We start from the raw sequence: 24,337 nt of genomic DNA, 5'->3' as shown, positions 1-24,337 counted from the left end.
CCGCTTTAGGCTCGCCGTATGACCGCCGCCTCCGTGGACCTCCGTGACCGCTGGACGAAGACCCTCATCGCCGCCCGCGGCGGCGCGAGCGCGCCGGATCCGGCGCCGTACGCCGAGAATCTGCTCGCCCGCTGGTCTCAGCCGCAGCGCCACTACCACACGGTCGATCATCTGACGGCGATGCTGCACCACATCGACGCGCTGGAGGAGTACGCCGCCGACGCGGACCTGGTCCGCCTCGCGGCCTGGTTCCACGACGCGGTCTATCTCCCCGAACGCTCGGAGAACGAGGAACGCTCGGCCCGCCTCGCCGAACGCGCCCTGGCCGAGGCGGGCCTCCCCCCTGAGAGCACGGCCGAGGTCGCCCGCCTGGTCCGCCTGACGATCACCCACGCCCCCGCGCCGGACGACACCAACGGCCAGGTCCTGTGCGACGCGGACCTGGCGATCCTGGCCTCGGCCCCGGAGCCGTACGCGGCGTACACCGCCGCGGTCCGCGAGGAGTACGTCTTCGTCCCGGCCGACGCCTTCCGCACGGGCCGTGCGGCGGTGCTGCGGCAGCTGCTGGACCTGCCGCGGCTGTTCCACACGCCGTACGGGCAGACGCACTGGGAGGCCGTGGCCCGCGAGAACCTGACGGCGGAGCTGGCGTCCCTGGTCTGACTCTGTGTGGTGATCACACGTTCTCTGTGCGGTGATCACACGTTCGTGGGTCGCTGACGTTCATCGCCTGATCTTCGCCGGGGTGGCCCCTTACACGGGCCGCCCCTTCCGTCTGCGCAGCCCCGCCTTCGTCAGCAGTGCGACCACCTCACGGCTCGACACCTCCACCGCACCCGCCGCCACCGCATCCCCGTACCGGTGCGACGGGACGTCGTAGTGGTCCCGTTCGAAGGCCCGTGCCGGGCAGCCGATCGACGCCGCGAACGCGTGCAGTTCCTCGTGCGATACGTCGCTGACCAGGTGCGACCACATCCGGCCGTGGCCCGGCCAGGTCGGGGGATCGATGTAGAGCGTCACCGAAGGCCGCCGACCGGCGCGACGACGACGCCCGCCTTCGCGCAGACCCAGTGCGGATCCGGCCCCAGTTCCGGTTCGACGTCGAGCGCGTGCGGGTCGCCCGCGTTGCAGACCGGGCAGAGCGGCCAGCGGCCGTGCCGCTCCAGGAGGGCGTCCTGGACGTCCTGGGCGACCAGGCCGGGGAGGAAATCGACGCCCTCCGGCCACTGCTCCACCCACCAGCGGCGGTGTGTCACCGCGTCCTCGACCAGCGAGACCACCCCGGCGTCGGCCACATCGCGGGCTGCCAGGTCGGCGAGGACCAGCGCGCGGGCAGCGTGCAGGGCCTGCTCCAGGGGGTTCGGGTCGTCCATACGCTCATTGTCCCCCAGCTCCCCGGCCGGGTCCCGGGGGCCCGAAGGGTTGACGACCACGGAATGCCGAAAATATCTTTCAAGTGTGACCAATTCAGTGAAGGAAATTTTCAGCGGCGACGCCCCGCCCGCCCCCGCCGCCCTCGCGGCCAAGGTGCGGACCCTCGCGCCGTCCATGACCCGCTCCATGCAGCGGGTGGCCGAAGCCGTCGCCGCGGATCCGGCCGGCTGCGCGGCCCTCACGGTCACCGGTCTCGCCGAGCTCACCGGCACGAGCGAGGCCACAGTGGTCCGCACCGCGCGCCTCCTCGGCTACCCCGGATACCGCGATCTGCGCCTCGCGCTCGCCGGGCTCGCCGCCCACCAGCAGTCGGGCCGCGCCCCCGCCGTCACCGCGGACATCGCCGTCGACGACCCCATCGCGGACGTCGTCGCCAAGCTCGCGTACGACGAGCAGCAGACCCTCGCCGACACGGCCGCCGGGCTCGACACCGTACAGCTGGGCGCGGCCGTCGCCGCCGCGGCGACCGCCCGCCGGATCGATATCTACGGCGTCGGCGCGTCCTCCCTCGTCGGCATGGACCTGGCCCAGAAACTGCTGCGTATCGGCCTCGTCGCGCACGCCCACTGCGACCCCCACCTCGCCGTCACCAACGCCGTGCAACTGCGTTCCGGTGACGTGGCCATCGCGATCACCCACTCCGGATCCACCGGCGACGTCATCGAGCCGCTGCGCGTCGCCTTCGACCGCGGCGCCACGACCGTCGCGATCACCGGCCGCCCGGACGGGCCGGTTTCGCAGTACGCCGACCATGTGCTGACCACCTCCACCGCCCGCGAGAGCGAGCTGCGCCCGGCCGCCATGTCGTCCCGTACGAGTCAGCTGCTGGTCGTCGACTGCCTGTTCATAGGCATCGCACAACGTACGTACGAGACGGCGGCCCCTGCCCTCGCCGCCTCGTACGAGGCCCTGGCCCACCGGCACAGCCCGCGCAACCGCTGAGACGGCAGAGCGCACCGACCCCCCACGCAGACCGAGAAAGCAGAGCCGCTCTCCATGACCTCCACGTCCTCCGCCTCGTCGTCCGGGTCGTCCCCCGGGTCGTCCTCCGGGTCCCCGGATTCCTCCTCCTACGGTGAACTCCGCGCCGAGCTGGCCGCCCTCACCACCGAGGCCTTCCGGCCCGAACTCGCCGACATCGACCGGCTGCCCACGCTCGAAATCGCCCGGATCATGAACGGCGAGGACGAGACCGTCCCCGCCGCCGTCGCCGCGCAGCTTCCGCGGATCGCCGCCGCCATCGACGCCACCGCCGAGCGGATGTCCCGCGGCGGCCGGCTCGTCTATGCGGGCGCGGGCACGGCCGGACGGCTCGGCGTCCTGGACGCGAGCGAGTGCCCGCCCACCTTCAACACCGACCCGGCCGAGGTCGTCGGCCTGATAGCGGGCGGACCCGACGCCATGGTCACGGCGGTCGAGGGCGCCGAGGACAGCAAGGAGCTGGCCGCCGCCGACCTGGACGCGCTGCGGCTGACGGCCGACGACACGGTGGTCGGGATCTCCGCATCGGGCCGTACGCCGTACGCCGTCGGCGCGGTCGAGCACGCCCGCACCCGCGGCGCGCTCACCATCGGTCTCTCCTGCAACGCGGGCAGCGCGCTCGGCACGGCCGCCGACCATGGCATCGAGGTCGTCGTCGGCCCCGAACTGCTCACCGGATCAACCCGGTTGAAGGCCGGTACGGCGCAGAAGCTGGTCCTCAACATGATCTCGACGATCACCATGATCCGGCTCGGCAAGACCTACGGAAACCTGATGGTGGACGTCCGCGCCTCCAACGAGAAACTGCGTGCCCGCTCGCGGCGAATCGTCGCGCTGGCCACGGGGGCGTCCGACGAGGAGATAGAGGCCGCACTCGCCGCGACGGACGGAGAGGTGAAGCACGCGATCCTCACCATCCTCGGCGGTGTCGACGGCCCCACGGCCGCGCGCCTCCTGACCGAGAGCCAGGGCCATCTTCGCGCCGCCCTGCAGTCGGCCCGTACGCACTGAACGTCTCCCGGGCGCTCCCGGGCACCCCCGCACCCCCCACAGCAAGGGCCACGCACATGCCCGACGAGAAGAACAGCGCCATCGCCGCCGCCATCCTCCCCCTGGTCGGCGGCGCCCGGAACATCACCTCCGTCGCCCACTGCATGACCCGGCTCCGCCTCGGTCTGCTCGACCCCTCCCTCGTACGGGAAGAGGAGCTGAAGGCGCTCCCGGCCGTACTGGGCGTGGTCGAGGACGACACGTACCAGATCGTGCTGGGCCCGGGCACGGTCGCCCGCGTCACCCCGGAGTTCGAGGCGCTGGTGGCCTCCGCGCCGGGGACCGCGGAGGATCTGGCCGACCGGGGCGCTGCCATCAAGGCCGCCAGGTCGGCCAGGAACTCCACCCCGTTCAAGCTCTTCCTGCGCCGTATCGCGAACATCTTCGTGCCGCTGATCCCGGCGCTCATCGGCTGCGGCATCATCGCCGGGCTGAACGGCGTCCTGACCAACATGGGATGGCTGCCCGCCGTCGTCCCCGCGCTCGCCGCCATGGCCGCCGGCTTCATGTCGCTGATCGCGGTCTTCGTCGGCTACAACACGGCGAAGGAGTTCGGCGGCACGCCGGTGCTCGGCGGCGCGGTCGCCGCGATCATCGTCTTCCCCGGCATCGCGAACATCGAGGCCTTCGGCCACAAGCTCTCCCCCGGCCAGGGCGGAGTGCTGGGCGCACTCGGCGCGGCGGTCCTCGCGGTGTACGTCGAGAAGTGGTGCAGGCGCTGGGTCCCCGAGGCCCTGGACGTCCTGGTCACACCGACCCTCACCGTCCTGGTCTCCGGACTGGTCACCATCTTCGGCCTGATGTTCGTTGCCGGTGAGGTCTCCACGGCGATCGGCGACTTCGCCAACTGGCTGCTGGCCAACGGCGGCGCGGGCGCGGGCTTCGTCCTCGGCGGCCTGTTCCTCCCGCTCGTCATGCTCGGTCTGCACCAGGCGCTGATCCCGATCCACACGACGCTGATCGAGCAGCAGGGCTTCACCGTCCTGCTGCCGATCCTCGCGATGGCGGGCGCGGGCCAGGTCGGCGCGGCGGCCGCGGTCTACGTCCGCCTCCCGCACAACACCTCGATCCGCAACACCATCAAGTCCGCGCTCCCGGCCGGTTTCCTGGGCGTCGGCGAGCCGCTGATCTACGGCGTCTCGCTGCCACTGGGCCGCCCGTTCATCACGGCCTGCGTGGGCGGGGCATTCGGCGGCGGCTTCGTCGGCCTGTTCAACATGCTCGGCGACACGGTCGGCTCCACGGCGATCGGCCCCTCGGGCTGGGCCCTGTTCCCCCTGCTCGACGGCAACAGGGGGTTGGGCGAGACGGTGGCGGTGTACGCGGGCGGGCTGCTGGTGGCGTACGGGGTTGGCTTCTGCGCGACGTACTGGTTCGGGTTTACGGGGCCGATGCTGGCGGAGCTGAACGCGGAGAACCAGCCCCTCCGGCCTGTAAGGAGCGGGGTCGGGGGCGGAGCCCCCCACGCGGCGGAGCCGCCAAATGTCACAGCGGGAAGGGACGGGTAGGGCTGAATCGATCTGCGGCTCCGCCGCGTGGGCCCACCCGCAGGCGCCCCGCCCGCCGGCCTCGGCCTACCCCGCCCGCGGAGCCCCGCAGTTACGCCGCCCCCGTCGCGGGATCGTGGCCTTCACAGCGTCCCCGCGGAGCTCCTGCGTCGCGCCAGCACCCGTGCGTACAGCAGATGCACCACCGCCTCGCCCGCCACCAGCAGAACAACCAGCCAGGGGGCCAGATGCTCCCCGAAGAGAACGACGAGGACGGGTACGCCGACCCCGGGCACGGCCCAGACCGCGACGCTGCGCACCGGTCGCCCGTAACGCAGCGCGATGCCCGCGTGGGCCGCGTGATAGAGGGCGAGCCCGCCGGCAAGGGCAATGACGGCGCCCTTGGGCAGATGGTCGTGCCCGGCTTCCTCGACGGCGGTGGCGAGCCCGGCGGCCATGCAGATCACCGCCCCCGTGACGAAGAAGTGCAGGAATCCGGCTACGTCACGCGCCAGCAGATACGCCTCACGCCCCCGCACGGCACTGAGCACCAGCTCGGCGGACGCGGCCCCGAACTCGAAGTACGACCACCACAGGGCCGCGAGCAGCACAAAGCCGATCAGCGCCACGACACCGGCCTCGGCCGTCCACGCCTCGTCCGTCGAGGTGATCAGGGCGAGCACGGACTCACCGAGAACGATGATCACGAAGAGTCCGACCCGCTCGACGAGATGCCCGGTGTGCAGCTGACCGGGAACGCCCCGGCCGCGGGCCGAGAGCAGGATGATCATCTCGGCGACGAGGACGGCCGACCACATGACGTACCGCCACGGCGAGGGAACGAGCGCGGAGATGCCCCAGAGCACTCCGGAGCCCAGGCAGTAGCTCAGCGGCCGCCAGCGCGGGACCCGTTCGGGCTCCGGAAAGCGCGTGGCGGGCCACCACAGGCCGAGCAGTACGAGCCGCGTCCCGGCATAGCCGAGGGCGTAGGCGGGCCCCCGGTCACCACCGGCCTCGGGTACGGCGGCCGCCATGACGGCGATACAGAGCATGGCGGTGAGCATGAGCAGCCGCCGCCGCGCACTGTCGTCCTCGAAGAGATTCGCGGACACGGTCAGGTTGATCCACAGCCACCACGGCGGGAAGTACAGCGCGAGGAACACGGCGAAGTCCCGGAGCCCCGGGTCCCCGTGGAGGGAGTGGGAGAACTGCGCGGCCAGCGCGACGAAGACGAGGTCGAAGAAGAGTTCCAGCCACGCGGCATGTCGGCTGTCGTGACTTCCGGTCGTGGGGGTGGTGGTCACGGCCATCGGGCCCTCCCAAGGACTGACGCATTCCGGCCGCCCGCGCGGGGCCGGAGAGCATCAGATCACGGAAGCCCACCGCCCCGAGAGAGCGGCCGCCCCCGGACAGCCGCTCTCCCTGGCCCCTGAAAGGCCGCTCACCCCGCCCGCTGAGCCACCTCAGGAGTCCCGGCCGTCTACAGGCTCAGGGCGTCCTCCGCGTTGCTCATCCAGGCAGTCACGGAGTTCTTGTCGGGCGAGACGTACAGGCCGGGAGTAGACGCCTTGAGCGGCTTCTGCTCCAGGTCGGACTCGGTGTTCATGGTCATCGCGATCGAGTTGACGGTCTTGCCCTTGCCGTCGTTGGCGCCGCCCATGAGCCCGGCATAGGCCGACTCGCCCGGCTTGAGCCTGAGCGCCTCCTCGATACCGGGCGCCTTTCCGCGCTCCGTCGCCGCGCCGTCCAGGTCGCCGAAGGTCACGATCGGGTGGCCCAGCACCTTGCACGGCTTGCCGCTCTTGTTGGTGATCTTCAGCAGGTAGCTGCTCGTCGTGGGCTCCGCCAGGCTCGCGGTGAACTTCACGTCGTACGTGCTGCACGGGAAGACGGCGTAATCGGGGTCGGGCGACGAACCGTCACCGCCGCCGGACGAGCCCTTGTCCGGGGACTTCGACGGGGTTGCCGGCTTCGACGGGGTCACGGGCTTCGTCGGGCTTGCGGTCGGCTTGCCCTTGCCCGCTCCGCCCGCCCCGTCGTCCGAGCCGGCGGCGGGCTCACAGGCCGTCAGGGCCAGTGCCGATACGGCGGCGAGCGCGACGGCGGCTCTGCGAACGTTGGTCCTCATCTGATGTCCCCCCGAGTGAGAAGCGCGAGTGCGCTGAACAGAGCACGAGCTTCCCGTACGACCTTCACGGATTGGTGACGGCGTCTTGCCGAAACCACCACGGAATCCGGGCGCCCGCGACTACGGCTTCGCGGTCGAGCGGGACGGCCAGGGTCGCGCACTCCTGGCGCGGGTCGAGTCCGGTGCCCTGACATTTCTCCCAGCGAACGGCCGTGTCGGGCCGCGGGGTTGCCGCGGCGGAAGGGGGTGCCGGGAGGGCGAGTAGGGCGGTCGCGAGGACGGGAAGGGTGAGGGCCACTGACGTGAAGCCGGGCTTGCGGCTGCCGAGGATTCGCATGGGACGACCCTCTCGCAACCGCGGCCGCTGCCCCACGGGGCCAACTGGCCTGTTCACCCGGGGGTTTGCCCCACCCCGGCCCCGGCCCCGACCGAACAAGAACGAGTCCGATGTTCTCAGAAACCGTTATGGCGTCGTCCTCATCCGCTCTCCCTCATGCCGGACCGACCGGCGGAGTACGGATGAGAGCGGAGACTCCATGCACCACCGAGACGAGGACACCCAGTTCCTGGACCCGGCGACCGGCCGTGACAGCACCCGCGAGGGCCGGGGCGGACGACGGAGAGCGGGCGCGGGGCGCCACGGGCGTCGGGGCCGGGCAGGCGGTCGACCGATGGCCGCAATCGCCGCGGCCGGCACCGTCGCGGTCGCGGTCGTCGCGGGCGGAGTCTTCGCCCTGAGCGGCAGGGACGAAGACTCCGCCAGTACCCGGGCCGCGGCATCCGTGCAGCAGGCGCCGCTGGATGCCTCCGTCGGCGGCCTCTCGAAGGCTTCTCCCACCCCCACGGCATCCGTCCCGCCTTCTGCCGTTCCTTCCGCAACTTCCCGGAAAACAAAGGGCCCTACCGCCAAGCCCAGCGCCGCGGCCCGCCGCACGGCCGGGCCCGGGACCGCTCCCGCTCAGCGCAGGCAGCAGTCCGCCCCGGTCGGTGCGGGCGCGAGCGCCCCCACCGCGGGAACTCCCGCAACCGGCAAGGCCGCCGACTACGTCCAGCGGATCGCCGCCCTGGTCAACGCCGAACGCGCCAAGGCCGGGTGCTCGCCCCTGCGCGTCGACGGCCGGGTTCGGGCCGCCGCCCAGGCGCACGCCGACGACATGGCAGCCCGCAACTACTACGAGCACGTCAGCCCCGAGGGGCGGCATGCCGACGACCGGATGAACGCCGCCGGCTATCCCGCCGGCAAGTGGGGGGAGAACATACACAAGGGACCGAAGGACCCGGTCTCCGCGATGCGTGACTGGATGAACAGCCCCGCGCACCGCGACAACATACTGGACTGCGGGTTCAAGGACCTCGGCGTCGGCGTGAACCTCAGCGCGAACGGCCCCTGGTGGGTTCAGAACTTCGGCGGCTGACCGGCGGACGACCGTCAAAGCACCCTGACGGGCGGTGCGGGTTCAGGCCGGCGTGGCGAGGTTCTGCACCCACACCGTCCCGTCGGGACCGGGTACGGCGGCCACGCCGGTGTCCCGGTACCGGCAGTCGAGCATGTTGTCCTGATGGATCGAGCTGTCCATCCAGTCCCCGACCACCGTCGCGGGTTCGCCGGGACCCTGGTCCAGATTCTCGGCCCACTGGCCCACTTCGTATCCGGCTGCCGAGATCCGCGCGTCGGCATGCCGTCCCTCCGGGTCGGCATGGCCGAAGTAGCCACGCGCCACCATGTCCCTGGCGTGCTTGCCGGCCGCGGCGCTGAGTCGCGGATCGATCCGCAGCGGCCCGCAGCCGGCCTCGGCACGCCGGGAGTTGACCAGGGCGGTGAGGCGTTCCTCGATGCTCGCCGCGGACGGCGAGGGCTTGGGGGGCTTGGGGGGCTTGGGGGGCTTCGGGACGGGTGAGGCGGTGGGGGTCGGCGTGGGTGTCGGACGGGGGCTGCTGGTGGGTTTCGGGGCCGTCGCAGCGGGCGGAGCCGCCACCTGGGCACGGTCGGCCGGGGCCTTCGCCGTGGGCCACACCAGGGCGAGGAGGAGTCCGGCGACCACGACCCCGCCGACCACCGCCGCCACGCGTACTTTCAGCCCTCCGCCTGTAGCTTTCAGCCCGCCGCCTGCCCCGCCGGTCGGGTCCCCGGGCTGCCCCGTCCCGGCGGAGTCCCCGTGGCCGGCCGCGCCGAACTGGCTGTGCGGAACGGGAGGGCAGCCGTCGCGCGGGACCACCATCGCCATGCCGGCCAGCAGTCCCTCTGCCGGTACGAGATTCGACCAGTGCCCCGAGCAGCCGGCGCACACGCGGACGTGCCTGGCGATCCGCTTGCGCCACACCGGCGAGGGCTGCCCGTCCCAGGCCGCGGTGACGTCGGCCAATTCGGAGCAGTACGGCTCGGTGGCCAGCGCACGGGCCACGACGCGGCCCAGTTCCAGCTGGGTCTTCATCCGCTGGATGCGGACCGCGGCGTGCTGCGGAGTGACGCCCAGCGCCTCGGCCAGCTCGGCACGGCTCAGTTGTCCTGCGGCCTCTTGCCACCACAGGGCCAGCAGTTCACGATCGCTCTCGTCCAGCCAGCGGGTGGCCTCGGCGACCTCGCGGCGCTGTCCGGACAGCCCCAGACGCAGGATGGTGAGATCCACGAAGTCACCGGTCGGGTCGGCGGTCTCCGCCACGCGGTCCAACGGGGCTGTCGCCGTCTGCTGCTGGAGCGTCCAGCGCCGACGTATCTGATTCATCGCGATCGCGACCAGCCAGGAGCGGAAACGGGAGGGGTCGCGCAGCCCGCCGAGTCCGTCGAGTGCGCGGAACATGGTCTCCTGCACCACGTCGTCGACGTCCGCATGGCCGTCCAGTGCCCGGCCGACGATGTTGTAGACCAGGGGAAGGTAGTCGGCGACCAACCGCTCCCGGGCCTGCTGGTCCCCCGCCCTCGCCTCCGTCACCAGTTCCGGACGGTATCTGTCGTCGCTGCGCATACGTGCCCTCGCCCATTGCCTGTTCGACCCCGTCGCTCAGGGTCCTGCCCTGAGGAGACCCACCGGCGCCGACCGGATAACACAAACCCGACTCGCCCTCCCCGGGCCCAGATCCTGAAACGCCCGAGGGCGGTACCCCCCTGGGAGTGGGGGTACCGCCCTCGGTCAGGACCGGGTCCGAGCCGTCAGGCTCAGAAGTCCATGTCACCGCCCGGCATGCCGCCCGGAGCGGCGGCGCCCGCCTTCTCCGGCTTGTCGGCGATGACGGCCTCGGTGGTCAGGAACAGCGCCGCGATGGAGGCCGCGTTCTGCAGGGCAGAGCGGGTCACCTTCGCGGGGTCGATGATGCCCTCGGCGATCATGTCGACGTACTCGCCGGTCGCGGCGTTCAGACCGTGGCCGACAGCCAGGTTGCGCACCTTCTCGACCACGACGCCGCCCTCGAGACCACCGTTGACGGCGATCTGCTTGAGCGGGGCCTCCAGCGCGAGCTTCACGGCGTTGGCGCCGGTCGCCTCGTCGCCCTCGAGGTCGAGCTTCTCGAAGACCGAGGAGGCCTGGAGCAGGGCCACGCCACCACCGGCGACGATGCCCTCCTCGACGGCCGCCTTCGCGTTGCGAACGGCGTCCTCGATGCGGTGCTTGCGCTCCTTGAGCTCCACCTCGGTCGCGGCACCGGCCTTGATGACGGCCACGCCGCCGGCCAGCTTCGCGAGGCGCTCCTGGAGCTTCTCACGGTCGTAGTCCGAGTCGGAGTTCTCGATCTCGGCACGGATCTGGTTGACGCGGCCGGCGACCTGGTCGCTCTCACCGGAACCGTCGACGATCGTGGTCTCGTCCTTGGTGATGACGACCTTGCGGGCGCGGCCCAGCAGGTCCAGGCCGGCGTTCTCGAGCTTGAGACCGACCTCCTCGGAGATGACCGTGCCGCCCGTGAGGATGGCGATGTCGTTCAGCATCGCCTTGCGGCGGTCGCCGAAGCCCGGGGCCTTGACGGCGACGGACTTGAAGGTGCCACGGATCTTGTTCACGACGAGCGTGGACAGAGCCTCGCCCTCGACGTCCTCGGCGATGATCAGCAGCGGCTTGCCGGACTGCATGACCTTCTCCAGCAGCGGAAGGAGGTCCTTCACGTTGCTGACCTTGGAGTTGACGATCAGGATGTACGGGTCGTCGAGCGACGCCTCCATACGCTCCATGTCGGTGGCGAAGTACGCCGAGATGTAGCCCTTGTCGAAGCGCATACCCTCGGTGAGCTCCAGCTCCAGACCGAAGGTCTGGGACTCCTCGACGGTGATGACGCCTTCCTTGCCGACCTTGTCCATGGCCTCGGCGATGAGCTCGCCGATCTGGGTGTCGGCGGCGGAGATGGAGGCCGTCGAAGCGATCTGCTCCTTGGTCTCCACGTCCTTGGCCTGCTCCAGCAGGGCGCCGGAGACGGCCTCGACGGCCTTCTCGATGCCACGCTTGAGGGCCATCGGGTTGGCGCCGGCCGCCACGTTGCGCAGGCCCTCGCGGACGAGCGCCTGGGCGAGGACGGTCGCGGTGGTCGTACCGTCACCGGCGACGTCGTCCGTCTTCTTGGCGACTTCCTTGACCAGCTCGGCGCCGATCTTCTCGTACGGGTCCTCGAGCTCGATCTCCTTGGCGATGGATACACCATCGTTGGTGATCGTGGGGGCGCCCCACTTCTTCTCGAGGACGACGTTGCGGCCCTTGGGGCCAAGGGTGACCTTGACGGCGTCGGCGAGCTGGTTCATCCCGCGCTCGAGACCGCGCCGTGCCTCCTCGTCGAACGCGATGATCTTGGCCATGTGAAGTGGTCCTCCCGGACTGGGGTGGATTCTCCGGACCGCGCTGGCGCCCGCGACGGACGGCCTGAGAGCCGTGCGGTTCCTTGCCCCGCCGACCCTTCGGGCCTCACCGACCCGGTCCTAAAGCTGTCACTCTCACCTGCAGAGTGCTAACGCCAATGATTAGCACTCGGCACAGGAGAGTGCAAGCGGCTCGAAGAGCCTCGATGAGGGGTGGTGGTCGGGCGACGGGCGGGCGCAAGCGGCTCCGACACATCGTGGACACTGCCGGGGACGCACGAAGGGCCCGCATCCCCCTAGGATGCGGGCCCTTCGTGCGTGAGTGTGTCGCGTGAGTGCGTCGGTGGCCGATCGCGCCGAGATCAGACGGCGAGCTTGACCATGTCCGCCTGCGGCCCCTTCTGGCCCTGCGAGATCTCGAACTCGACCCGCTGACCCTCTTCAAGGGTGCGGTATCCGTCCATCTGGATCGCGCTGTAGTGGACGAAAACATCCGCACCACCGTCGACCGCGATGAAGCCGTACCCCTTCTCCGCGTTGAACCACTTGACGGTGCCCTGAGCCATGCCTAACTCCCCTATTACTGGCCCTTGCACAGGACCGCACTTCGCGGACCCGGGTCAGACCTCACCCTCCCGACAGGAAGGAGAGTGTGCGCCGGAACGCGTCGACCGCGGCTGAATGTATCTGCCCAACTGCCCTCTGCAACAGGTCAATCAGACGAGAAATCTGGGCACGCGCGATCGGATATTTGAACTGAATTCAAGAAATTCCGGGGCAAGTCGGGCCCGGCAAATGGCACTTAGGAGCGCATTTCGATCGAACACATTGGCTGCTTCTTGATGGGCCAGGGCGCATTCTCATATGCGGTCGGCACAAGCAGCGGAGGGGGCTTCCCCAACTGTACCGCGCTCAACCATAGAGAATTGCCCCCTCCGCTTCTCGCGCGGAGGGGGCACTGTGTCAATGAGCGGCTGACGCCGCGGGTGCTGACGCCGGGTGGCTCAGCCGCCGGCGACGGCGGGAATGATCGAAACGCCCGCACCGTCCGGGGTCGCCGTCTCGAGACCCTGCTCGAAACGGACGTCGTCGTCGTTCACGTACACGTTCACGAAACGGCGCAGCTTGCCCTGGTCGTCCAGGACGCGCGCTGCGATGCCCGTGTGGTTCTTCTCCAGGTCCGCGATCACCTCGGAGAGCGTCGCGCCCTCCGCCGGGACCTCGGCCTGACCGCCCGTGTACGTACGGAGAATGGTGGGGATGCGGACGTTCACGCTCATGGTGTTCTGCCTTCCGTAGGTAGTCAGCGGGCCAGGCCGGCGTCGCGGAACGCCTCGAGGCTCGGGCGGATGGTCGCCGTGGGGCCGGTCGTCGGGGCAACGGCGTCGAGGGTCTTGAGACCGTCGCCGGTGTTGAGCACGACCGTGGTGAGCGCCGGGTCGAGCACGCCCTGCTCGATCAGTTTCTTCGCCACGCCCACGGTCACGCCACCCGCGGTCTCCGCGAAGATGCCCTCCGTCCGCGCGAGCAGCTTGATCGCGTCGACGATCTGCTCGTCGTTGACGTCCTCGACCGCGCCGCCCGTGCGGCGCGCGATGTCCAGTACATACGGGCCGTCGGCGGGGTTGCCGATGGCCAGCGACTTGGCGATGGTGTTCGGCTTCTGCGGCCGTACGACGTCCTGCCCGGCCTTGAAGGCCGTCGACACCGGAGAACAGCCCTCGGCCTGGGCGCCGAAGATCTTGTAGGGCTTGTCCTCGACCAGGCCGAGCTTGATCAGCTCCTGCAGACCCTTGTCGATCTTCGTGAGCTGCGAGCCGGAGGCGATCGGGATGACGATCTGGTCGGGCAGCCGCCAGCCGAGCTGCTCGCAGATCTCGTACGCCAGCGTCTTGGAACCCTCGCCGTAGTACGGGCGGAGGTTGACGTTGACGAAGCCCCAGCCCTCGCCCAGCGGGTCGCCGATGAGCTCGGAGCAGAAACGGTTGACGTCGTCGTAGTTGCCCTCGATGCCGACCAGCTCGCCGCCGTACACCGCGGCCATGACGACCTTGCCCTGCTCCAGGTCGTGCGGGATGAACACGCAGGAGCGGAAGCCCGCCCGGGCCGCGGCCGCGCCCACCGCGCCGGCGAGGTTGCCGGTGGAGGAGCAGGAGAGCGTCGTGAAGCCGAAGGCGCGCGCGGCCTCGACGGCGATCGCGACGACACGGTCCTTGAAGGAGTGCGTCGGGTTGCCGGAGTCGTCCTTGATGTACAGGCCGCCGGTGACGCCCAGCTCACGGGCGAGGTTGTCGGCCTTGACGAGCTTGGTGAAGCCGGGGTTGATGTTCGGCTTCTCGGCCACGTCGGCGGGGACGGGCAGCAGCGGAGCGTAACGCCAGATGTTGTTCGGACCCGCTTCGATCCGCTTCCTCAGCGCCGAGCCATAGGAATCAGACGCAGGGTCCGCCGGCAGGTCGTACGCGACTTCGAGCGGCCCGAAACAGGAGGCACAGGCGAAGATCGGGCCGAGGCCGAAACGCTCTCCGCACTCGCGGCACGAGAGCGCCGCGGCGGGTCCCAGGTCTACGGGGCTGGTGGTGTTGCTTGCGGCAGTCTGCACAGCCATGGTGGCGAGGCCCTTTCTCCTCATCTTCCTCGCGACGCATTTCGCCACGAGACGGAATTGGCACCTTCCCCACCGTGACCTCGCGGTCGGCGGGAGGGTTGCCGGGGCTTCAACGGGCCGTTCCCTCTGCCCCTCTGGATGAGCGGTATTCGATTGTCAGCGTGATGACCCCCGGCATGCGACGGTCATCCGCGTTGTTCAAGACTGTAACCGAAGGCCTGCATGGTTGAGATAGTCGTCCGAACCGCGAGACGGATCACAGGATCTCGATGTCAGAGGGAGACGCGCACGTGCTGGAAGAGGTGGAACGCTGGCTGAGCAGGCGTTCCTGGTCGGTGGCCGACCGCCCGCTCGACCGGCTGATGGCCGCCAAGCGCGGCAGCACCGTCAGCGTCGTCCTGCCGGCGCTCGACGAGGAGGAGACGGTCGGCGAGATCGTCTCCGTGATCCGGCGCGAGCTGATGGAAGCCGTGCCGCTCGTCGACGAGCTCGTCGTCGTGGACTCGGGGTCGAGCGACCGTACGGGCGAGGTGGCCGCGGCTGCCGGCGCGCGCGTGGTGCACCGGGACGCGATCCTGCCCCGGATACCCGCGGTCCAGGGCAAGGGCGAGGTGCTGTGGCGCTCGCTGATGGTCACCAGCGGCGACATCGTCTGCTTCGTCGACGCGGATCTGCGCGAGTTCTCGGCCGATTTCGTCTCCGGGATCGTGGGACCGCTGCTGACCGACCCCGAGGTGCAGTTCGTCAAGGCGATGTACGACCGGCCGCTCGGCGAGACGGCAGGTCAGGGCGGCCGCGTGACGGAGCTGGTGGCGCGGCCGCTGCTGAATCTGCACTGGCCGCAGCTGGCCGGGTTCGTCCAGCCGCTGGGCGGGGAGTACGCGGCACGGCGCTCGCTCCTTGAGCGGCTGCCCTTCCCCGTGGGTTACGGAGTCGAGCTGGGCCTGCTCGTCGACGCGCTGCACACGGTCGGTCTGGACGCGCTGGCGCAGGTGGACGTCGGCTCGCGCAAGCACCGCCACCAGGACGGTCAGGCGCTGGGGCGGATGGCCGCGGCGATCTACCGCACCGCCCAACTGCGGCTGTCCAGGGGCCATTTGGTGCGGCCTGCGCTGACGCAGTTCGAGCGGGCCGAGGGGGGCTTCGTACCCCGGACACATGCGGTGGACACGCAGGAGCGGCCGCCGATGCGCGAGATCGGCGAGTACGCGGCGAGGCGCGCGGCATGAGCACGCAGAGTGGCACAACGAGTGGCGCACCGAGTGGCGCAGTCCGGCCGTACGCACGTTTGAGGGGTTACAGGAAGGGCTAGGTTTCGGCACATGGTCTCCGAGCAGCCTGCCGCCCAGGTCCTAGTCGCCTCGAACCGCGGCCCGGTCACGTACACACGTCAGCAGGACGGTTCGCTGGACGCCCGCCGGGGAGGGGGCGGCGTGGTCTCCGGCCTGTCGGCGATCGACTCCGAGTCGGACTCGGTGTGGGTGTGCGCCGCTCTCGGCGACGGCGATCGCGAGGCCGTACGGCGCGGAGTGGCCGAACCCGGGGTGCGGATGCTCGACATCGACGCCGGGGTGTTCGCCGACGCGTACAACGGGATCGCGAACTCGGTGCTGTGGTTCGTCCACCACATGCTCTACCAGACGCCGCTGGAGCCGGTCTTCGACGCGGAGTTCCGCCGTCAGTGGGCCTCCTACGAGGCGTACAACCACGCCTTCGCCGATGCGCTGGCCGAGGCGGCCGCGCCGGGCGCGGCCGTTCTGGTGCAGGACTACCACCTGGCGCTGGTGCCCCGGATGCTCCGCGCCCACCGCCCGGACCTGCGCATCGGCCACTTCTCGCACACGCCCTGGGCTCCCGTCGACTACTTCCGGATGCTGCCCGACGACATCGCGGCCCAGCTGCTCGGCGGCATCCTCGGCGCCGACCGGGCCGCCTTCCTCACCCACCGCTGGGCCGAGGCCTTCACCGACTGCTGCCACACCGTGCTGGGCCCCGGCATCCCCTCCGGCACCCGGATCGGAGTGCACGGGCTCGGCGCGGACGCGGACTTCCTGCGGGAGCGCGCGCACCGGCCCGATGTGGAGGAACGGCTGGCCGCGCTGCGCGAACAGGTCGGCCCCGGGCGAAAGACGATCGTGCGCGTGGACCGTACCGAGCTGTCCAAGAACATCGTGCGCGGGCTGCTCGCCTACCGGCACCTCCTGGACACCAGGCCCGAGTGGCGCGAGCGGGTCGTCCATGTCGCCTTCGCCTACCCCTCGCGGCAGGATCTGGCCGTGTACCGCGACTACACGGCGCAGGTCCAGCGCATCGCTGACGAGATCAACTCCACGTACGGGACGGCGACATGGAGCCCGGTCGTCCTCCATGTGAAGGACGACTTCGCCCGCTCCCTGGCCGCGTACCGGCTCGCCGACGTCGCCCTGGTCAACCCGATCCGGGACGGTATGAACCTGGTCGCCAAGGAGATCCCGGTCGTCTCGGACGACGGCTGCGCGCTGGTGCTGTCGCGCGAGGCGGGGGCGCACGAGGAGCTGGGTGAGGACGCGGTCACGGTCAATCCGTACGACGTGACGGGCACCGCCGACGCGCTGCACGAGGCGCTGACGATGCCCCACGACGAACGGGCCCGGCGTACCAAGCGGCTGGCGGCCGCGGCGACCGCGCTGCCGCCGCAGCAGTGGTTCCTCGACCAGCTACAGGCGCTGCGCGAGGGCTCCTAGGAATTCGACGACGGCCGCCGGACCCGGCAGCAGCAGGTCCGCGCGGTCCGCGACCTCCGGCACCTCCGCGCTGCCGCTGCACACCAGCAGGCCGGGAATGCCGTCCGAACGGAGCTTCTCCACGGCGGCGAAGGCGGGCAGATCGCCGAGGTCGTCCCCGGCGTACAGGACCGCTTCGGCCTCCACTTCGCGTACGTACTCGGCCAGCGCCACGCCCTTGTCCATGCCCGGCGGGCGCAGCTCCAGGACCATGCGGCCCGGCTCCACGATCAGTCCGTGCCGGGCGGCGAGCTCGCCGAGCGGATCGCGCAGGGCGTCGAAGGCGGCCTGCGGGTCAGCGGCGCGGCGCGTGTGCACCGCGACGGCCTGGCCCTTCTCCTCGATCCAGGCGCCGCGCCAGGCTCCGATGTCGTCGAGGAATCCGGGCAGTTCGGCGCGGGCGGCCGCGACGCCGGGGTGCGCGGCCGGGGTTTTGACCGTGCCGGACACGGCGTCCCAGCGCTCGGCGCCGTAGTGGCCGAGGACCACGAGGTGGTCCAGGCCCGGCACTCCGGCGAAGCCGCCGTAGCGTACGGCAACGCCCGCCGGGCGTCCGGTGATCACGGCGACGGACGCCACACGTGGCGCGAGTGCGGCGAGCGCGGGGACGGCGCCGGGGTGGGCGCGGGCCTGTTCGGGGTCGGGCACGATCTCGGCGAGAGTGCCGTCGAAGTCGAGGCCGACGACGGTTTTGTGCGGCCGGCCCAGAATCGCGGCGAGACCGTCACGGCCGGCGGGGGTGGACGGCGTCGGCAGGGAATGCGCGTACGGGGAGCTGCCCATGCCTCCGACCCTATCGGCGACTTCGTCTGTCGTCCCTGACTCGGCGGAGCCGGTTGACCGTGACGGGGTCGTGGGCGAGGGCGCGCTCGTCGTCGATGAGGGCGTTGAGCAGCTGGTAGTAGCGGACCGGGGAGATGCCGAGCTGCTCCCTGATGGCGCGCTCCTTGGCGCCGGGCCCCGGCCAGGAGCGGTGCTCCATGGCCAGAACGGCGCGGTCGCGCTCGGAGAGCGTCTGGTCGTCGGTCATACGATCCAACATATCGGCGGCCGGTCGATGCGGTCTCTGAACTACCCGGAACTACTCGGAACTACTCGGCGTTCTCGGCGACGGAGGCGGCGCGGCCGATGCGGCCGAGGACTTCCGCCGGGTTGGCGCCCGGCTCCACGGCCTTGCCGATGTTCTTCTTGATGTTCTCGCTCACGGCCGCCCACGAGGTCTTGCCGACCGGCGGAAGCACCGAGGTGGGCAGCTCCTCCAGGAACTCCTTGAGGTCCTTGTGCTCGGGGTCGGCGGCCATCGCCTCGGAGGCGGAGACCGTCACCGGCAGCAGGTCGTTCTGGCCCGCGAAGTCGAGGACGTTCTTGTCGCTGAAGACGAAGTCCAGGAACTTGCCGATCTCGACGCGGTGGCCGTTCCGCTTGAAGCCCATGATCCAGTCGGCGACGCCCATCGCCGCCTTCGGCTTGCCGCTGGTGCCGGGCAGGGCCACCTTGCCGACGTCGATGTTGGCCGCCTCGGCCGCCTGCATCAGGGACGGGTGGCCGTTGAGCATGCCGACCTCGCCGCGCGTGAAGGCGGCGAAGGCGTCCTTGCGGTTCAGCTTGCCGGGGGCGACAGGGCCGGTGAGCTTCTTGTCGACCAGGTTCGTCTTCAGCCAGGTGAAGGTGGCGATGTTCTGGTCGGAGTCGATGCCGTAGTTGCCGGTGGTGTCGGTGTACCCGTCACCACCGCTGAGCAGCCACATCATGGTCTCGGCCTGGGCCTCCTCCGGCCCCAGCGGCAGCGCGAAGGGGTACTTCGCGTCGGTGTTGTCCTTCAGCTTCTCCGCGTCCTCGACCAGGTCGTCCCAGGTCTTGGGGTCGCTCTTGATCCCGGCTTCTTTGAAGAGCTTCTTGTTGTAGAAGAGCAGCCGGGTGGAGGCGACGAACGGGAGTCCGTACTGCACGCGCTTCATCTCGCCCGCGTCCGTGAGCGGTTGGAGGAAGTTGGACTGCACGGGTATGGAGAGCAACTGGTCGGCGGAGTACAGCTTGTCGGCCGCGGCGTAGTCGGCGTACGCGCCGATCTGGGCGACGTCGGGGGCCTTGCCGGCCTTGACCATCTCGCCGACCTTGTGGTCGATGTCGTTCCAGGACTCGATCTGGACGTCGATCTTGATGCCGGGGTTCGCCTTCTCGAACTCGGCGGCGAGGTCGGCCCAGTACTTCTTACTGCTCTGGCCGCCGGAGACGTCGTAGTCCGCCGCAACCAGCTTGAGGGTGACATCGCCGGAACCGCTGGAGGTGCCACAGCCCGAGAGGGCCACCGTCATGCCCAGTGCGGCGAGTGCCGCGGTCAGACCCAAGAAGCGCTGATGCACAGCTCTTCCCCCACCCTCTGCTGTTTGTTTGCCCGTCTTGTCCCAGTCGGTTCCCCGTGACGTCCTGTCGAGATGGGCTGCGATTTTCCACTATCCGGAGGATGAGGTCTACTCCAATCGGTATCGCTTCCGCAACGTCTGTCCCAAGGGGTGCGGGCATTGCCCGGGTACGCCGCGGGCTGCTAAGCACGTCCCTTGGCACGAAGTTGGTCGATGCCGGTCCCGACTTACGCGTACGTCGCGAGGAGCCCAGTCGCATGTCCCGTACCGCAGCAGAGATTGCCACCCAGCCCGCATGCTGGCGACGAGCGGCGAAGGCCGCGGCCGCCTTCCCGGGACTGCCACAGCCGGGCGAGCGGGTCGCCGTCACCGGGTGCGGTACGTCCTGGTTCATGGCGATCGCGTACGCGGCGCTGCGGGAGGCGGCGGGGCAGGGCGAGACCGACGCGTTCGCCTCCTCGGAGTTCCCGGCGGGGCGGACCTACGACCGCGTCGTCGCGATCACCCGCTCGGGCACGACGACCGAGGTCCTGGACCTGCTGACCGCCCTGCGCGGCAAGGTCCCCACGCTGGCCCTGACCGCGGATCCCAAGACCCCGGTCATGGACGCGGCGGACGAGGTGGCGGTGCTGGACTGGGCGGACGAGGAGTCGGTCGTCCAGACCCGTTTCGCCACAACGGCGCTCGCCTTCCTGCGGGCGGGTCTGGGTGACGTCCCCGGCGTGAAGTCGGTCACCGAGGCGGCGGTCGACGCGGAGCTGGCGATCACGGAGCCGCTGCCGGAGGCGGTGGTGGGCGCGGAGCAGTGGACGTTCCTGGGCCGCGGCTGGACGTACGGGCTGGCGCTGGAGGCGGGCCTGAAGATGCGCGAGGCGGCGGGCGCGTGGACGGAGTCGTACCCCGCGATGGAATACCGCCACGGCCCGATCTCCATCACCGGCCCCGGCCGCGTGACCTGGGTCTTCGGCCCACTCCCGGAGGGCCTGTCGGTCGACGTGTCCCGCGTGGGCGGCACGCTGGTGGCCCGCCAGGAGACGGACCCCCTGGCCGACCTGATCCGCGCGCAGCGGCTGGCGGTGACGCTGGCGGAGTCGAGGGGCTTCGACCCGGACAGGCCGAGGAATTTGACGCGGAGCGTGATTCTGGGCTGACGGGGTTTGGGGTTCGGGGCGCGCCGGTGCCGTGGGGCGCGGGTCTGGGCGGTCCGGGGTGCCCGGTGCCGTGGGGTGCGGGTTCCGGGTCGCCTCCGGGCTCGACTCCTCGGCGTCGGCGGCAATGAGGGGTTCGTAAGGGCACCCGGTGTTGGCCGCCAATCGCCTGCGGGGACGACCCTGCACCGCCCCTCCCCACGGGGAGGTGTGTCGCGGCGCGCGGGGGTTCGCCCGCGAGACCCATGCGGGGCGCTACCCCCGCGTCTCGCTCCGCGGCGGAGCCGCCGGAGCTCCGGGGCGTGGGGGCGTCAGCCCCCACTGACCTTCCCCCAAGGGGTCTGGGGGCGCAGCCCCCAGGTTCGGGGAGGGCGGGGTGGGGGACAAAACGTTCCGCCGTTTGTATGGGCGCGCAACAATCCGGCGTAGTGGACTAGACCTTTCCGCCGTCCACCCGCCAGACTGTCCACGTGAGACACGTCATCGCCCTCGATGTGGGCGGCACCGGCATGAAGGCCGCCCTCGTCGCCCCCGACGGCACCCTGCTGTACGAGGCCCGTCGCGCCACCGCGCGTGAGCGCGGGCCCGACGCCGTCGTCGAGTCCATCCTCGGCTTCGCCGGCGAGCTACGCGCGTACGGCCAGGAGCACCTCGGCCAGAGCGCCCTCGCCGCCGGCGTCGCCGTCCCCGGCATCGTCGACGCCGAGAACGGGATCGCCGTGTACGCCGCCAACCTCGGGTGGCGCGACGTACCCCTGCGCGACCTCCTGCGTGAACGCCTCGGCGCCCCCGTCGCCCTCGGGCACGACGTCCGTACCGGCGGCCTCGCCGAGGGGCGGATCGGCGCGGGCAAGGGCGCCGACCGGTTCCTGTTCGTGCCGCTGGGCACCGGGATCGCCGGAGCCATCGGCATCGCGGGTCAGATCGAGGCCGGGGCCCACGGATACGCCGGCGAGATCGGGCACATCGTCGTCCGCCCCGACGGCCCCGCCTGCGGCTGCGGACAGCGCGGCTGCCTGGAGACGCTGGCCTCCGCCGCCGCGGTGACCCGCGCGTGGGCGAGGGCAAGCGGCGACCCGGACGCCGACGCCGCCGACTGTGCGAAGGCCGTCGAGTCCGGCGACGCCCGCGCCCGGGAGGTCTGGCTCGACGCCGTCGACGCGCTCGCCGCCGGGCTCGTCACCGCGCTCACCCTGCTGGACCCCCGCACGCTGATCATCGGTGGCGGTCTCGCCGAGGCGGGGGAAACCTTGTTCACACCGCTGCGGGCCGCGGTCGAGGAGCGCGTCACGTTCCAGAAGCTGCCCGCCATCGTCCCGGCAGCCCTCGGGGACACCGCCGGATGCCTCGGCGCGGGGCTGCTCGCCTGGGATCTGCTCGCCACCGACTCGGAGGTAACCGCCTAATGGCCGACCGCATGGTTCTCACGGGCGCCCGGGTGGTGCTGCCGACCGGGATCGTCGAGAACGGACGGGTGATCGTCGAGGGCGCGAGGATCACCGGCGCCGCGGGCGCCGACGCGCCTGCCCTCGACATCACCGGTCACTGGGTCGTGCCCGGCTTCGTCGACATCCACAACCACGGCGGCGGCGGCGCCTCCTTCACCTCCGGCAGCGCCGAGGACGTTCTGAGGGGCGTACGGACCCATCGCGAGCACGGCACGACCACCCTCGTCGCCTCCACCGTCACCGGCGAGATGGACTTCCTCGCCCACCGAGCGGGCTTCCTGTCCGAGCTGGTCGAGCAGGGCGACCTCGCGGGCATCCACTTCGAGGGCCCGTTCATCTCCCCCTGCCGCAAGGGCGCGCACAGCGAGGAGCTGCTGCGCGATCCCGACCCGGCGGAGGTGCGCAAGCTGATCGACGCGGCCCGCGGTACGGCGAAGATGGTCACTCTCGCCACCGAACTCCCCGGCGGCATCGACTCCGTACGTCTCCTCGCCGAGCACGGCGTGATCGCCGCGATCGGCCACACGGACGCGACGTACGAGCAGACCGTCGAGGCGATCGACGCGGGCGCGACCGTGGCGACGCACCTGTTCAACGCGATGCCCGGCCTCGGTCACCGCGCGCCGGGACCGATCGCCGCGCTCCTGGAGGACGAGCGGATCACGGTCGAGCTGATCAACGACGGCACGCATCTGCACCCCGCCGCCCTCGAACTCGCCTTCCACCGCGCGGGCGCGGCCCGCGTCGCCTTCATCACCGACGCCATGGACGCGGCGGGCTTCGGCGACGGCCGTTACCAGCTCGGTCCGCTCGAGGTCGAGGTCAAGGAAGGTGTTGCCCGGCTGGTGGAGGGCGGGTCCATCGCGGGCTCGACGCTCACGCTGGACACGGCGTTCAGGCGCGCGGTCACCATCGACCAGCTGCCGGTTCAGGACGTCGTCCAGGCCATTTCGGCCAATCCCGCCAGGCTGCTCGGCGTGTACGGCACGGTCGGCTCGCTGGAGCCGGGCAAGGACGCCGACCTGGTCGTCCTCGACGCCGAGTTCACGCTGAAAGGCGTGATGCGCAAGGGCGAATGGGTGATTGAGCCGCAAGTGGGGTGATTTCCATGCAAGTCACTCAAGGCGGATGGCCGGGGGGTCTGGGCCAACCGCCTTCCGTTTGGCATGATCAGGGCCCGTACGAGCACGGCAAGCGCGTTCTGTGGGGTGTGTACTGGTGATCCTGACGGTCACGCTCAACACCGCCCTCGACATCACCTACCGGGTCCCCGCGCTGACCCCGCACGCGAGCCACCGCGTCAGCGAGGTCCGCGAACGCCCGGGCGGCAAGGGCCTCAACGTCGCCCGCGTCCTGTCCGCGCTGGGGCACGAGAGCGTGGTCACCGGTTTCGCGGGCGGGCCCACCGGAGCCGTACTGCGCGATCTGCTGGGCCCGCTCGCACCGCGCGACGCGCTCGTCCCCATCGCCGGGACCACCCGCCGCACGATCGCCGTCGTCGACGACGCGAGCGGCGACACGACCCAGCTGAACGAGCCGGGCCCCATCGTCACCGCCGAGGAATGGGCGACGTTCCTCACCTCGTACGACTCCCTGCTGCCCGGCGCCGACGCCGTCGCCCTGTGCGGCAGCCTGCCGCCCGGCATCCATGTGGGCGCGTACGCCGAGCTGATCCGCAGGGCCCGCGGCGCCGGGGTCCCCGTACTCCTGGACACCAGCGGCGAACCGCTGCGCCGCGGCATCGCCGCCCGCCCCGACCTGGTCAAGCCCAACGCCGACGAGCTCGCCCGGCTCACCGGCTCCCGCGAACCGCTGCGCGCCACCCGCGACGCCCGCCGGCGGGGCGCGCACACCGTCGTCGCCTCGCTCGGCCCCGACGGCCTCCTCGCGGCCACCGCGGACGGCGTCTGGCAGGCGACCCCGCCGGAGCCGGTGAAGGGCAACCCGACGGGCGCGGGCGACTCGGCCGTGGCCGGGCTGCTCTCCGGCCTCGTGGAACAACTCCCGTGGCCGGACCTGCTCGCCCGCGCGGTGGCGCTGTCGGCGGCGACCGTACTGGCCCCGGCGGCGGGCGAGTTCGACGCCGCGGCCTACGAGGAGCTGCTGCCACTCATCGCGGTGACCGAGCTCGCGGCCGCGGCGTGAAAGCCC

24 protein-coding genes and 1 riboswitch are annotated in these 24,337 nt (G+C 70.8%); of the genes, 11 read left to right on the top strand and 13 right to left on the bottom strand.

All coding sequences use genetic code 11. The features are described 5' to 3' along the window. The first annotated feature begins 18 nt into the window (after positions 1 to 18). Positions 19 to 663, top strand: a complete 645-nt coding sequence (locus OG905_RS22215; RefSeq protein ID WP_328676358.1) for an HD domain-containing protein — start codon at positions 19 to 21, stop codon at positions 661 to 663. 90 nt (positions 664 to 753) lie between these two features. On the opposite strand, the gene OG905_RS22210 is transcribed toward OG905_RS22215, so the two are convergent. Continuing rightward, entirely contained in the window at positions 754 to 1,020 is a 267-nt protein-coding gene (locus OG905_RS22210; RefSeq protein ID WP_328676356.1) for a DUF4031 domain-containing protein, read from the bottom strand. Then, positions 1,017 to 1,373, bottom strand: a complete 357-nt coding sequence (locus tag OG905_RS22205) for a hypothetical protein (protein WP_328676354.1) — start codon at positions 1,371 to 1,373, stop codon at positions 1,017 to 1,019. Before OG905_RS22205 ends, OG905_RS22210 begins: the two co-directional genes overlap by 4 nt. Positions 1,374 to 1,458: 85 nt before the next feature. On the opposite strand from OG905_RS22205, the gene OG905_RS22200 reads away from it, so the two are divergent. From OG905_RS22200 to OG905_RS22190, 3 genes are read left to right on the top strand one after another with little or no spacing between them, the layout of a single operon-like run. After that, positions 1,459 to 2,376, top strand: coding sequence for a MurR/RpiR family transcriptional regulator (locus OG905_RS22200; protein WP_328676352.1), 918 nt, complete (start codon positions 1,459 to 1,461; stop codon positions 2,374 to 2,376). A gap of 54 nt (positions 2,377 to 2,430) precedes the next feature. Then, entirely contained in the window at positions 2,431 to 3,426 is a 996-nt protein-coding gene (gene murQ, locus OG905_RS22195) for an N-acetylmuramic acid 6-phosphate etherase (protein ID WP_328676350.1), read from the top strand. A gap of 56 nt (positions 3,427 to 3,482) precedes the next feature. After that, on the top strand, positions 3,483 to 4,973 hold the full coding sequence (locus OG905_RS22190; RefSeq protein WP_328676347.1) for a PTS transporter subunit EIIC: 1,491 nt from the start codon (positions 3,483 to 3,485) through the stop codon (positions 4,971 to 4,973). 122 nt (positions 4,974 to 5,095) lie between these two features. On the opposite strand, the gene OG905_RS22185 is transcribed toward OG905_RS22190, so the two are convergent. From OG905_RS22185 to OG905_RS22175, 3 genes are all read right to left on the bottom strand, one after another. Then, on the bottom strand, positions 5,096 to 6,262 hold the full coding sequence (locus OG905_RS22185) for a low temperature requirement protein A (RefSeq protein WP_328676346.1): 1,167 nt from the start codon (positions 6,260 to 6,262) through the stop codon (positions 5,096 to 5,098). A 170-nt stretch (positions 6,263 to 6,432) separates the two neighbouring features. Continuing rightward, positions 6,433 to 7,080 (bottom strand): DUF4232 domain-containing protein, encoded by a 648-nt coding sequence (locus tag OG905_RS22180; protein ID WP_328676343.1) that lies wholly within the window; start codon positions 7,078 to 7,080, stop codon positions 6,433 to 6,435. A 64-nt stretch (positions 7,081 to 7,144) separates the two neighbouring features. Beyond that, a complete protein-coding gene (locus OG905_RS22175; protein ID WP_328676342.1) occupies positions 7,145 to 7,417 on the bottom strand; it encodes a hypothetical protein in 273 nt (90 codons plus the stop codon). A 334-nt stretch (positions 7,418 to 7,751) separates the two neighbouring features. Here OG905_RS22175 and OG905_RS22170 point away from each other — a divergent pair, with 334 nt between their 5' ends. Further along, on the top strand, positions 7,752 to 8,495 hold the full coding sequence (locus OG905_RS22170) for a CAP domain-containing protein (RefSeq protein ID WP_328676340.1): 744 nt from the start codon (positions 7,752 to 7,754) through the stop codon (positions 8,493 to 8,495). Between the two features lie 42 nt (positions 8,496 to 8,537). On the opposite strand, the gene OG905_RS22165 is transcribed toward OG905_RS22170, so the two are convergent. The 5 genes from OG905_RS22165 to thrC all read right to left on the bottom strand — a co-directional run bounded on the left by OG905_RS22165 (position 8,538) and on the right by thrC (position 14,465). Further along, positions 8,538 to 10,010, bottom strand: a complete 1,473-nt coding sequence (locus tag OG905_RS22165; RefSeq protein WP_328676338.1) for a sigma-70 family RNA polymerase sigma factor — start codon at positions 10,008 to 10,010, stop codon at positions 8,538 to 8,540. Between the two features lie 224 nt (positions 10,011 to 10,234). Continuing rightward, positions 10,235 to 11,857 (bottom strand): chaperonin GroEL, encoded by a 1,623-nt coding sequence (groL, locus tag OG905_RS22160; protein WP_266481227.1) that lies wholly within the window; start codon positions 11,855 to 11,857, stop codon positions 10,235 to 10,237. A 362-nt stretch (positions 11,858 to 12,219) separates the two neighbouring features. Then, positions 12,220 to 12,423 (bottom strand): cold-shock protein, encoded by a 204-nt coding sequence (locus OG905_RS22155; protein WP_005315736.1) that lies wholly within the window; start codon positions 12,421 to 12,423, stop codon positions 12,220 to 12,222. 438 nt (positions 12,424 to 12,861) lie between these two features. Then, on the bottom strand, positions 12,862 to 13,137 hold the full coding sequence (locus OG905_RS22150) for a MoaD/ThiS family protein (RefSeq protein ID WP_142217854.1): 276 nt from the start codon (positions 13,135 to 13,137) through the stop codon (positions 12,862 to 12,864). 23 nt (positions 13,138 to 13,160) lie between these two features. After that, complete coding sequence (gene thrC, locus OG905_RS22145; RefSeq protein WP_328676334.1) at positions 13,161 to 14,465, bottom strand: threonine synthase; 1,305 nt, start codon at positions 14,463 to 14,465, stop codon at positions 13,161 to 13,163. A gap of 17 nt (positions 14,466 to 14,482) precedes the next feature. Next, positions 14,483 to 14,610: riboswitch (SAM riboswitch) on the bottom strand. A 145-nt stretch (positions 14,611 to 14,755) separates the two neighbouring features. Here thrC and OG905_RS22140 point away from each other — a divergent pair. Both OG905_RS22140 and OG905_RS22135 read left to right on the top strand, forming a co-directional pair. After that, positions 14,756 to 15,694 carry a glucosyl-3-phosphoglycerate synthase gene (locus OG905_RS22140; RefSeq protein WP_328682518.1) on the top strand — a complete coding sequence of 313 codons (939 nt, stop codon included), beginning with the start codon at positions 14,756 to 14,758 and terminating at the stop codon, positions 15,692 to 15,694. Positions 15,695 to 15,787: 93 nt separating this feature from the next. Next, positions 15,788 to 17,188 (top strand): alpha,alpha-trehalose-phosphate synthase (UDP-forming), encoded by a 1,401-nt coding sequence (locus OG905_RS22135; RefSeq protein ID WP_328676332.1) that lies wholly within the window; start codon positions 15,788 to 15,790, stop codon positions 17,186 to 17,188. Here the strand turns inward: OG905_RS22135 and otsB are convergent. The 3 genes from otsB to OG905_RS22120 all read right to left on the bottom strand — a co-directional run bounded on the left by otsB (position 17,162) and on the right by OG905_RS22120 (position 19,590). After that, on the bottom strand, positions 17,162 to 18,010 hold the full coding sequence (gene otsB, locus OG905_RS22130) for a trehalose-phosphatase (RefSeq protein WP_328676330.1): 849 nt from the start codon (positions 18,008 to 18,010) through the stop codon (positions 17,162 to 17,164). The genes OG905_RS22135 and otsB overlap by 27 nt on opposite strands. A gap of 10 nt (positions 18,011 to 18,020) precedes the next feature. Continuing rightward, on the bottom strand, positions 18,021 to 18,257 hold the full coding sequence (locus OG905_RS22125) for a DUF3263 domain-containing protein (protein ID WP_142217858.1): 237 nt from the start codon (positions 18,255 to 18,257) through the stop codon (positions 18,021 to 18,023). 61 nt (positions 18,258 to 18,318) lie between these two features. After that, a complete protein-coding gene (locus tag OG905_RS22120; RefSeq protein WP_443043968.1) occupies positions 18,319 to 19,590 on the bottom strand; it encodes an extracellular solute-binding protein in 1,272 nt (423 codons plus the stop codon). 257 nt (positions 19,591 to 19,847) lie between these two features. Here OG905_RS22120 and OG905_RS22115 point away from each other — a divergent pair, with 257 nt between their 5' ends. The 4 genes from OG905_RS22115 (at position 19,848) to OG905_RS22100 (ending at position 24,331) form a co-directional block, all read left to right on the top strand. After that, complete coding sequence (locus OG905_RS22115; protein WP_328676327.1) at positions 19,848 to 20,741, top strand: SIS domain-containing protein; 894 nt, start codon at positions 19,848 to 19,850, stop codon at positions 20,739 to 20,741. Between the two features lie 467 nt (positions 20,742 to 21,208). After that, positions 21,209 to 22,144, top strand: coding sequence for an ROK family protein (locus tag OG905_RS22110; protein WP_328676325.1), 936 nt, complete (start codon positions 21,209 to 21,211; stop codon positions 22,142 to 22,144). Then, positions 22,144 to 23,289 carry an N-acetylglucosamine-6-phosphate deacetylase gene (gene nagA / locus OG905_RS22105; protein WP_328676323.1) on the top strand — a complete coding sequence of 382 codons (1,146 nt, stop codon included), beginning with the start codon at positions 22,144 to 22,146 and terminating at the stop codon, positions 23,287 to 23,289. The genes OG905_RS22110 and nagA overlap by 1 nt, the downstream gene beginning before the upstream one ends. A 115-nt stretch (positions 23,290 to 23,404) precedes the next feature. Further along, positions 23,405 to 24,331, top strand: a complete 927-nt coding sequence (locus OG905_RS22100; RefSeq protein WP_328676321.1) for a 1-phosphofructokinase family hexose kinase — start codon at positions 23,405 to 23,407, stop codon at positions 24,329 to 24,331. Positions 24,332 to 24,337 lie beyond the last annotated feature (6 nt).

This window comes from Streptomyces sp. NBC_00322 (assembly GCF_036147535.1).
GTDB lineage: Bacteria > Actinomycetota > Actinomycetes > Streptomycetales > Streptomycetaceae > Streptomyces.
This window is presented reverse-complemented; position numbering and strand designations above follow the sequence as displayed.

Coding starts and splice junctions, on each gene's coding strand:
- OG905_RS22215 (WP_328676358.1), top strand. CDS start 19: ATGACCGCCGCCTCCGTGGACCTCCGTGACCGCTGGACGAAGACCCTC.
- OG905_RS22205 (WP_328676354.1), bottom strand. CDS start 1,373: ATGGACGACCCGAACCCCCTGGAGCAGGCCCTGCACGCTGCCCGCGCG.
- murQ (WP_328676350.1), top strand. CDS start 2,431: ATGACCTCCACGTCCTCCGCCTCGTCGTCCGGGTCGTCCCCCGGGTCG.
- OG905_RS22190 (WP_328676347.1), top strand. CDS start 3,483: ATGCCCGACGAGAAGAACAGCGCCATCGCCGCCGCCATCCTCCCCCTG.
- OG905_RS22185 (WP_328676346.1), bottom strand. CDS start 6,262: ATGGCCGTGACCACCACCCCCACGACCGGAAGTCACGACAGCCGACAT.
- OG905_RS22180 (WP_328676343.1), bottom strand. CDS start 7,080: ATGAGGACCAACGTTCGCAGAGCCGCCGTCGCGCTCGCCGCCGTATCG.
- OG905_RS22175 (WP_328676342.1), bottom strand. CDS start 7,417: ATGCGAATCCTCGGCAGCCGCAAGCCCGGCTTCACGTCAGTGGCCCTC.
- OG905_RS22170 (WP_328676340.1), top strand. CDS start 7,752: ATGGCCGCAATCGCCGCGGCCGGCACCGTCGCGGTCGCGGTCGTCGCG.
- groL (WP_266481227.1), bottom strand. CDS start 11,857: ATGGCCAAGATCATCGCGTTCGACGAGGAGGCACGGCGCGGTCTCGAG.
- OG905_RS22155 (WP_005315736.1), bottom strand. CDS start 12,423: ATGGCTCAGGGCACCGTCAAGTGGTTCAACGCGGAGAAGGGGTACGGC.
- OG905_RS22150 (WP_142217854.1), bottom strand. CDS start 13,137: ATGAGCGTGAACGTCCGCATCCCCACCATTCTCCGTACGTACACGGGC.
- thrC (WP_328676334.1), bottom strand. CDS start 14,465: ATGGCTGTGCAGACTGCCGCAAGCAACACCACCAGCCCCGTAGACCTG.
- OG905_RS22135 (WP_328676332.1), top strand. CDS start 15,788: ATGGTCTCCGAGCAGCCTGCCGCCCAGGTCCTAGTCGCCTCGAACCGC.
- otsB (WP_328676330.1), bottom strand. CDS start 18,010: ATGGGCAGCTCCCCGTACGCGCATTCCCTGCCGACGCCGTCCACCCCC.
- OG905_RS22125 (WP_142217858.1), bottom strand. CDS start 18,257: ATGACCGACGACCAGACGCTCTCCGAGCGCGACCGCGCCGTTCTGGCC.
- OG905_RS22115 (WP_328676327.1), top strand. CDS start 19,848: ATGTCCCGTACCGCAGCAGAGATTGCCACCCAGCCCGCATGCTGGCGA.
- nagA (WP_328676323.1), top strand. CDS start 22,144: ATGGCCGACCGCATGGTTCTCACGGGCGCCCGGGTGGTGCTGCCGACC.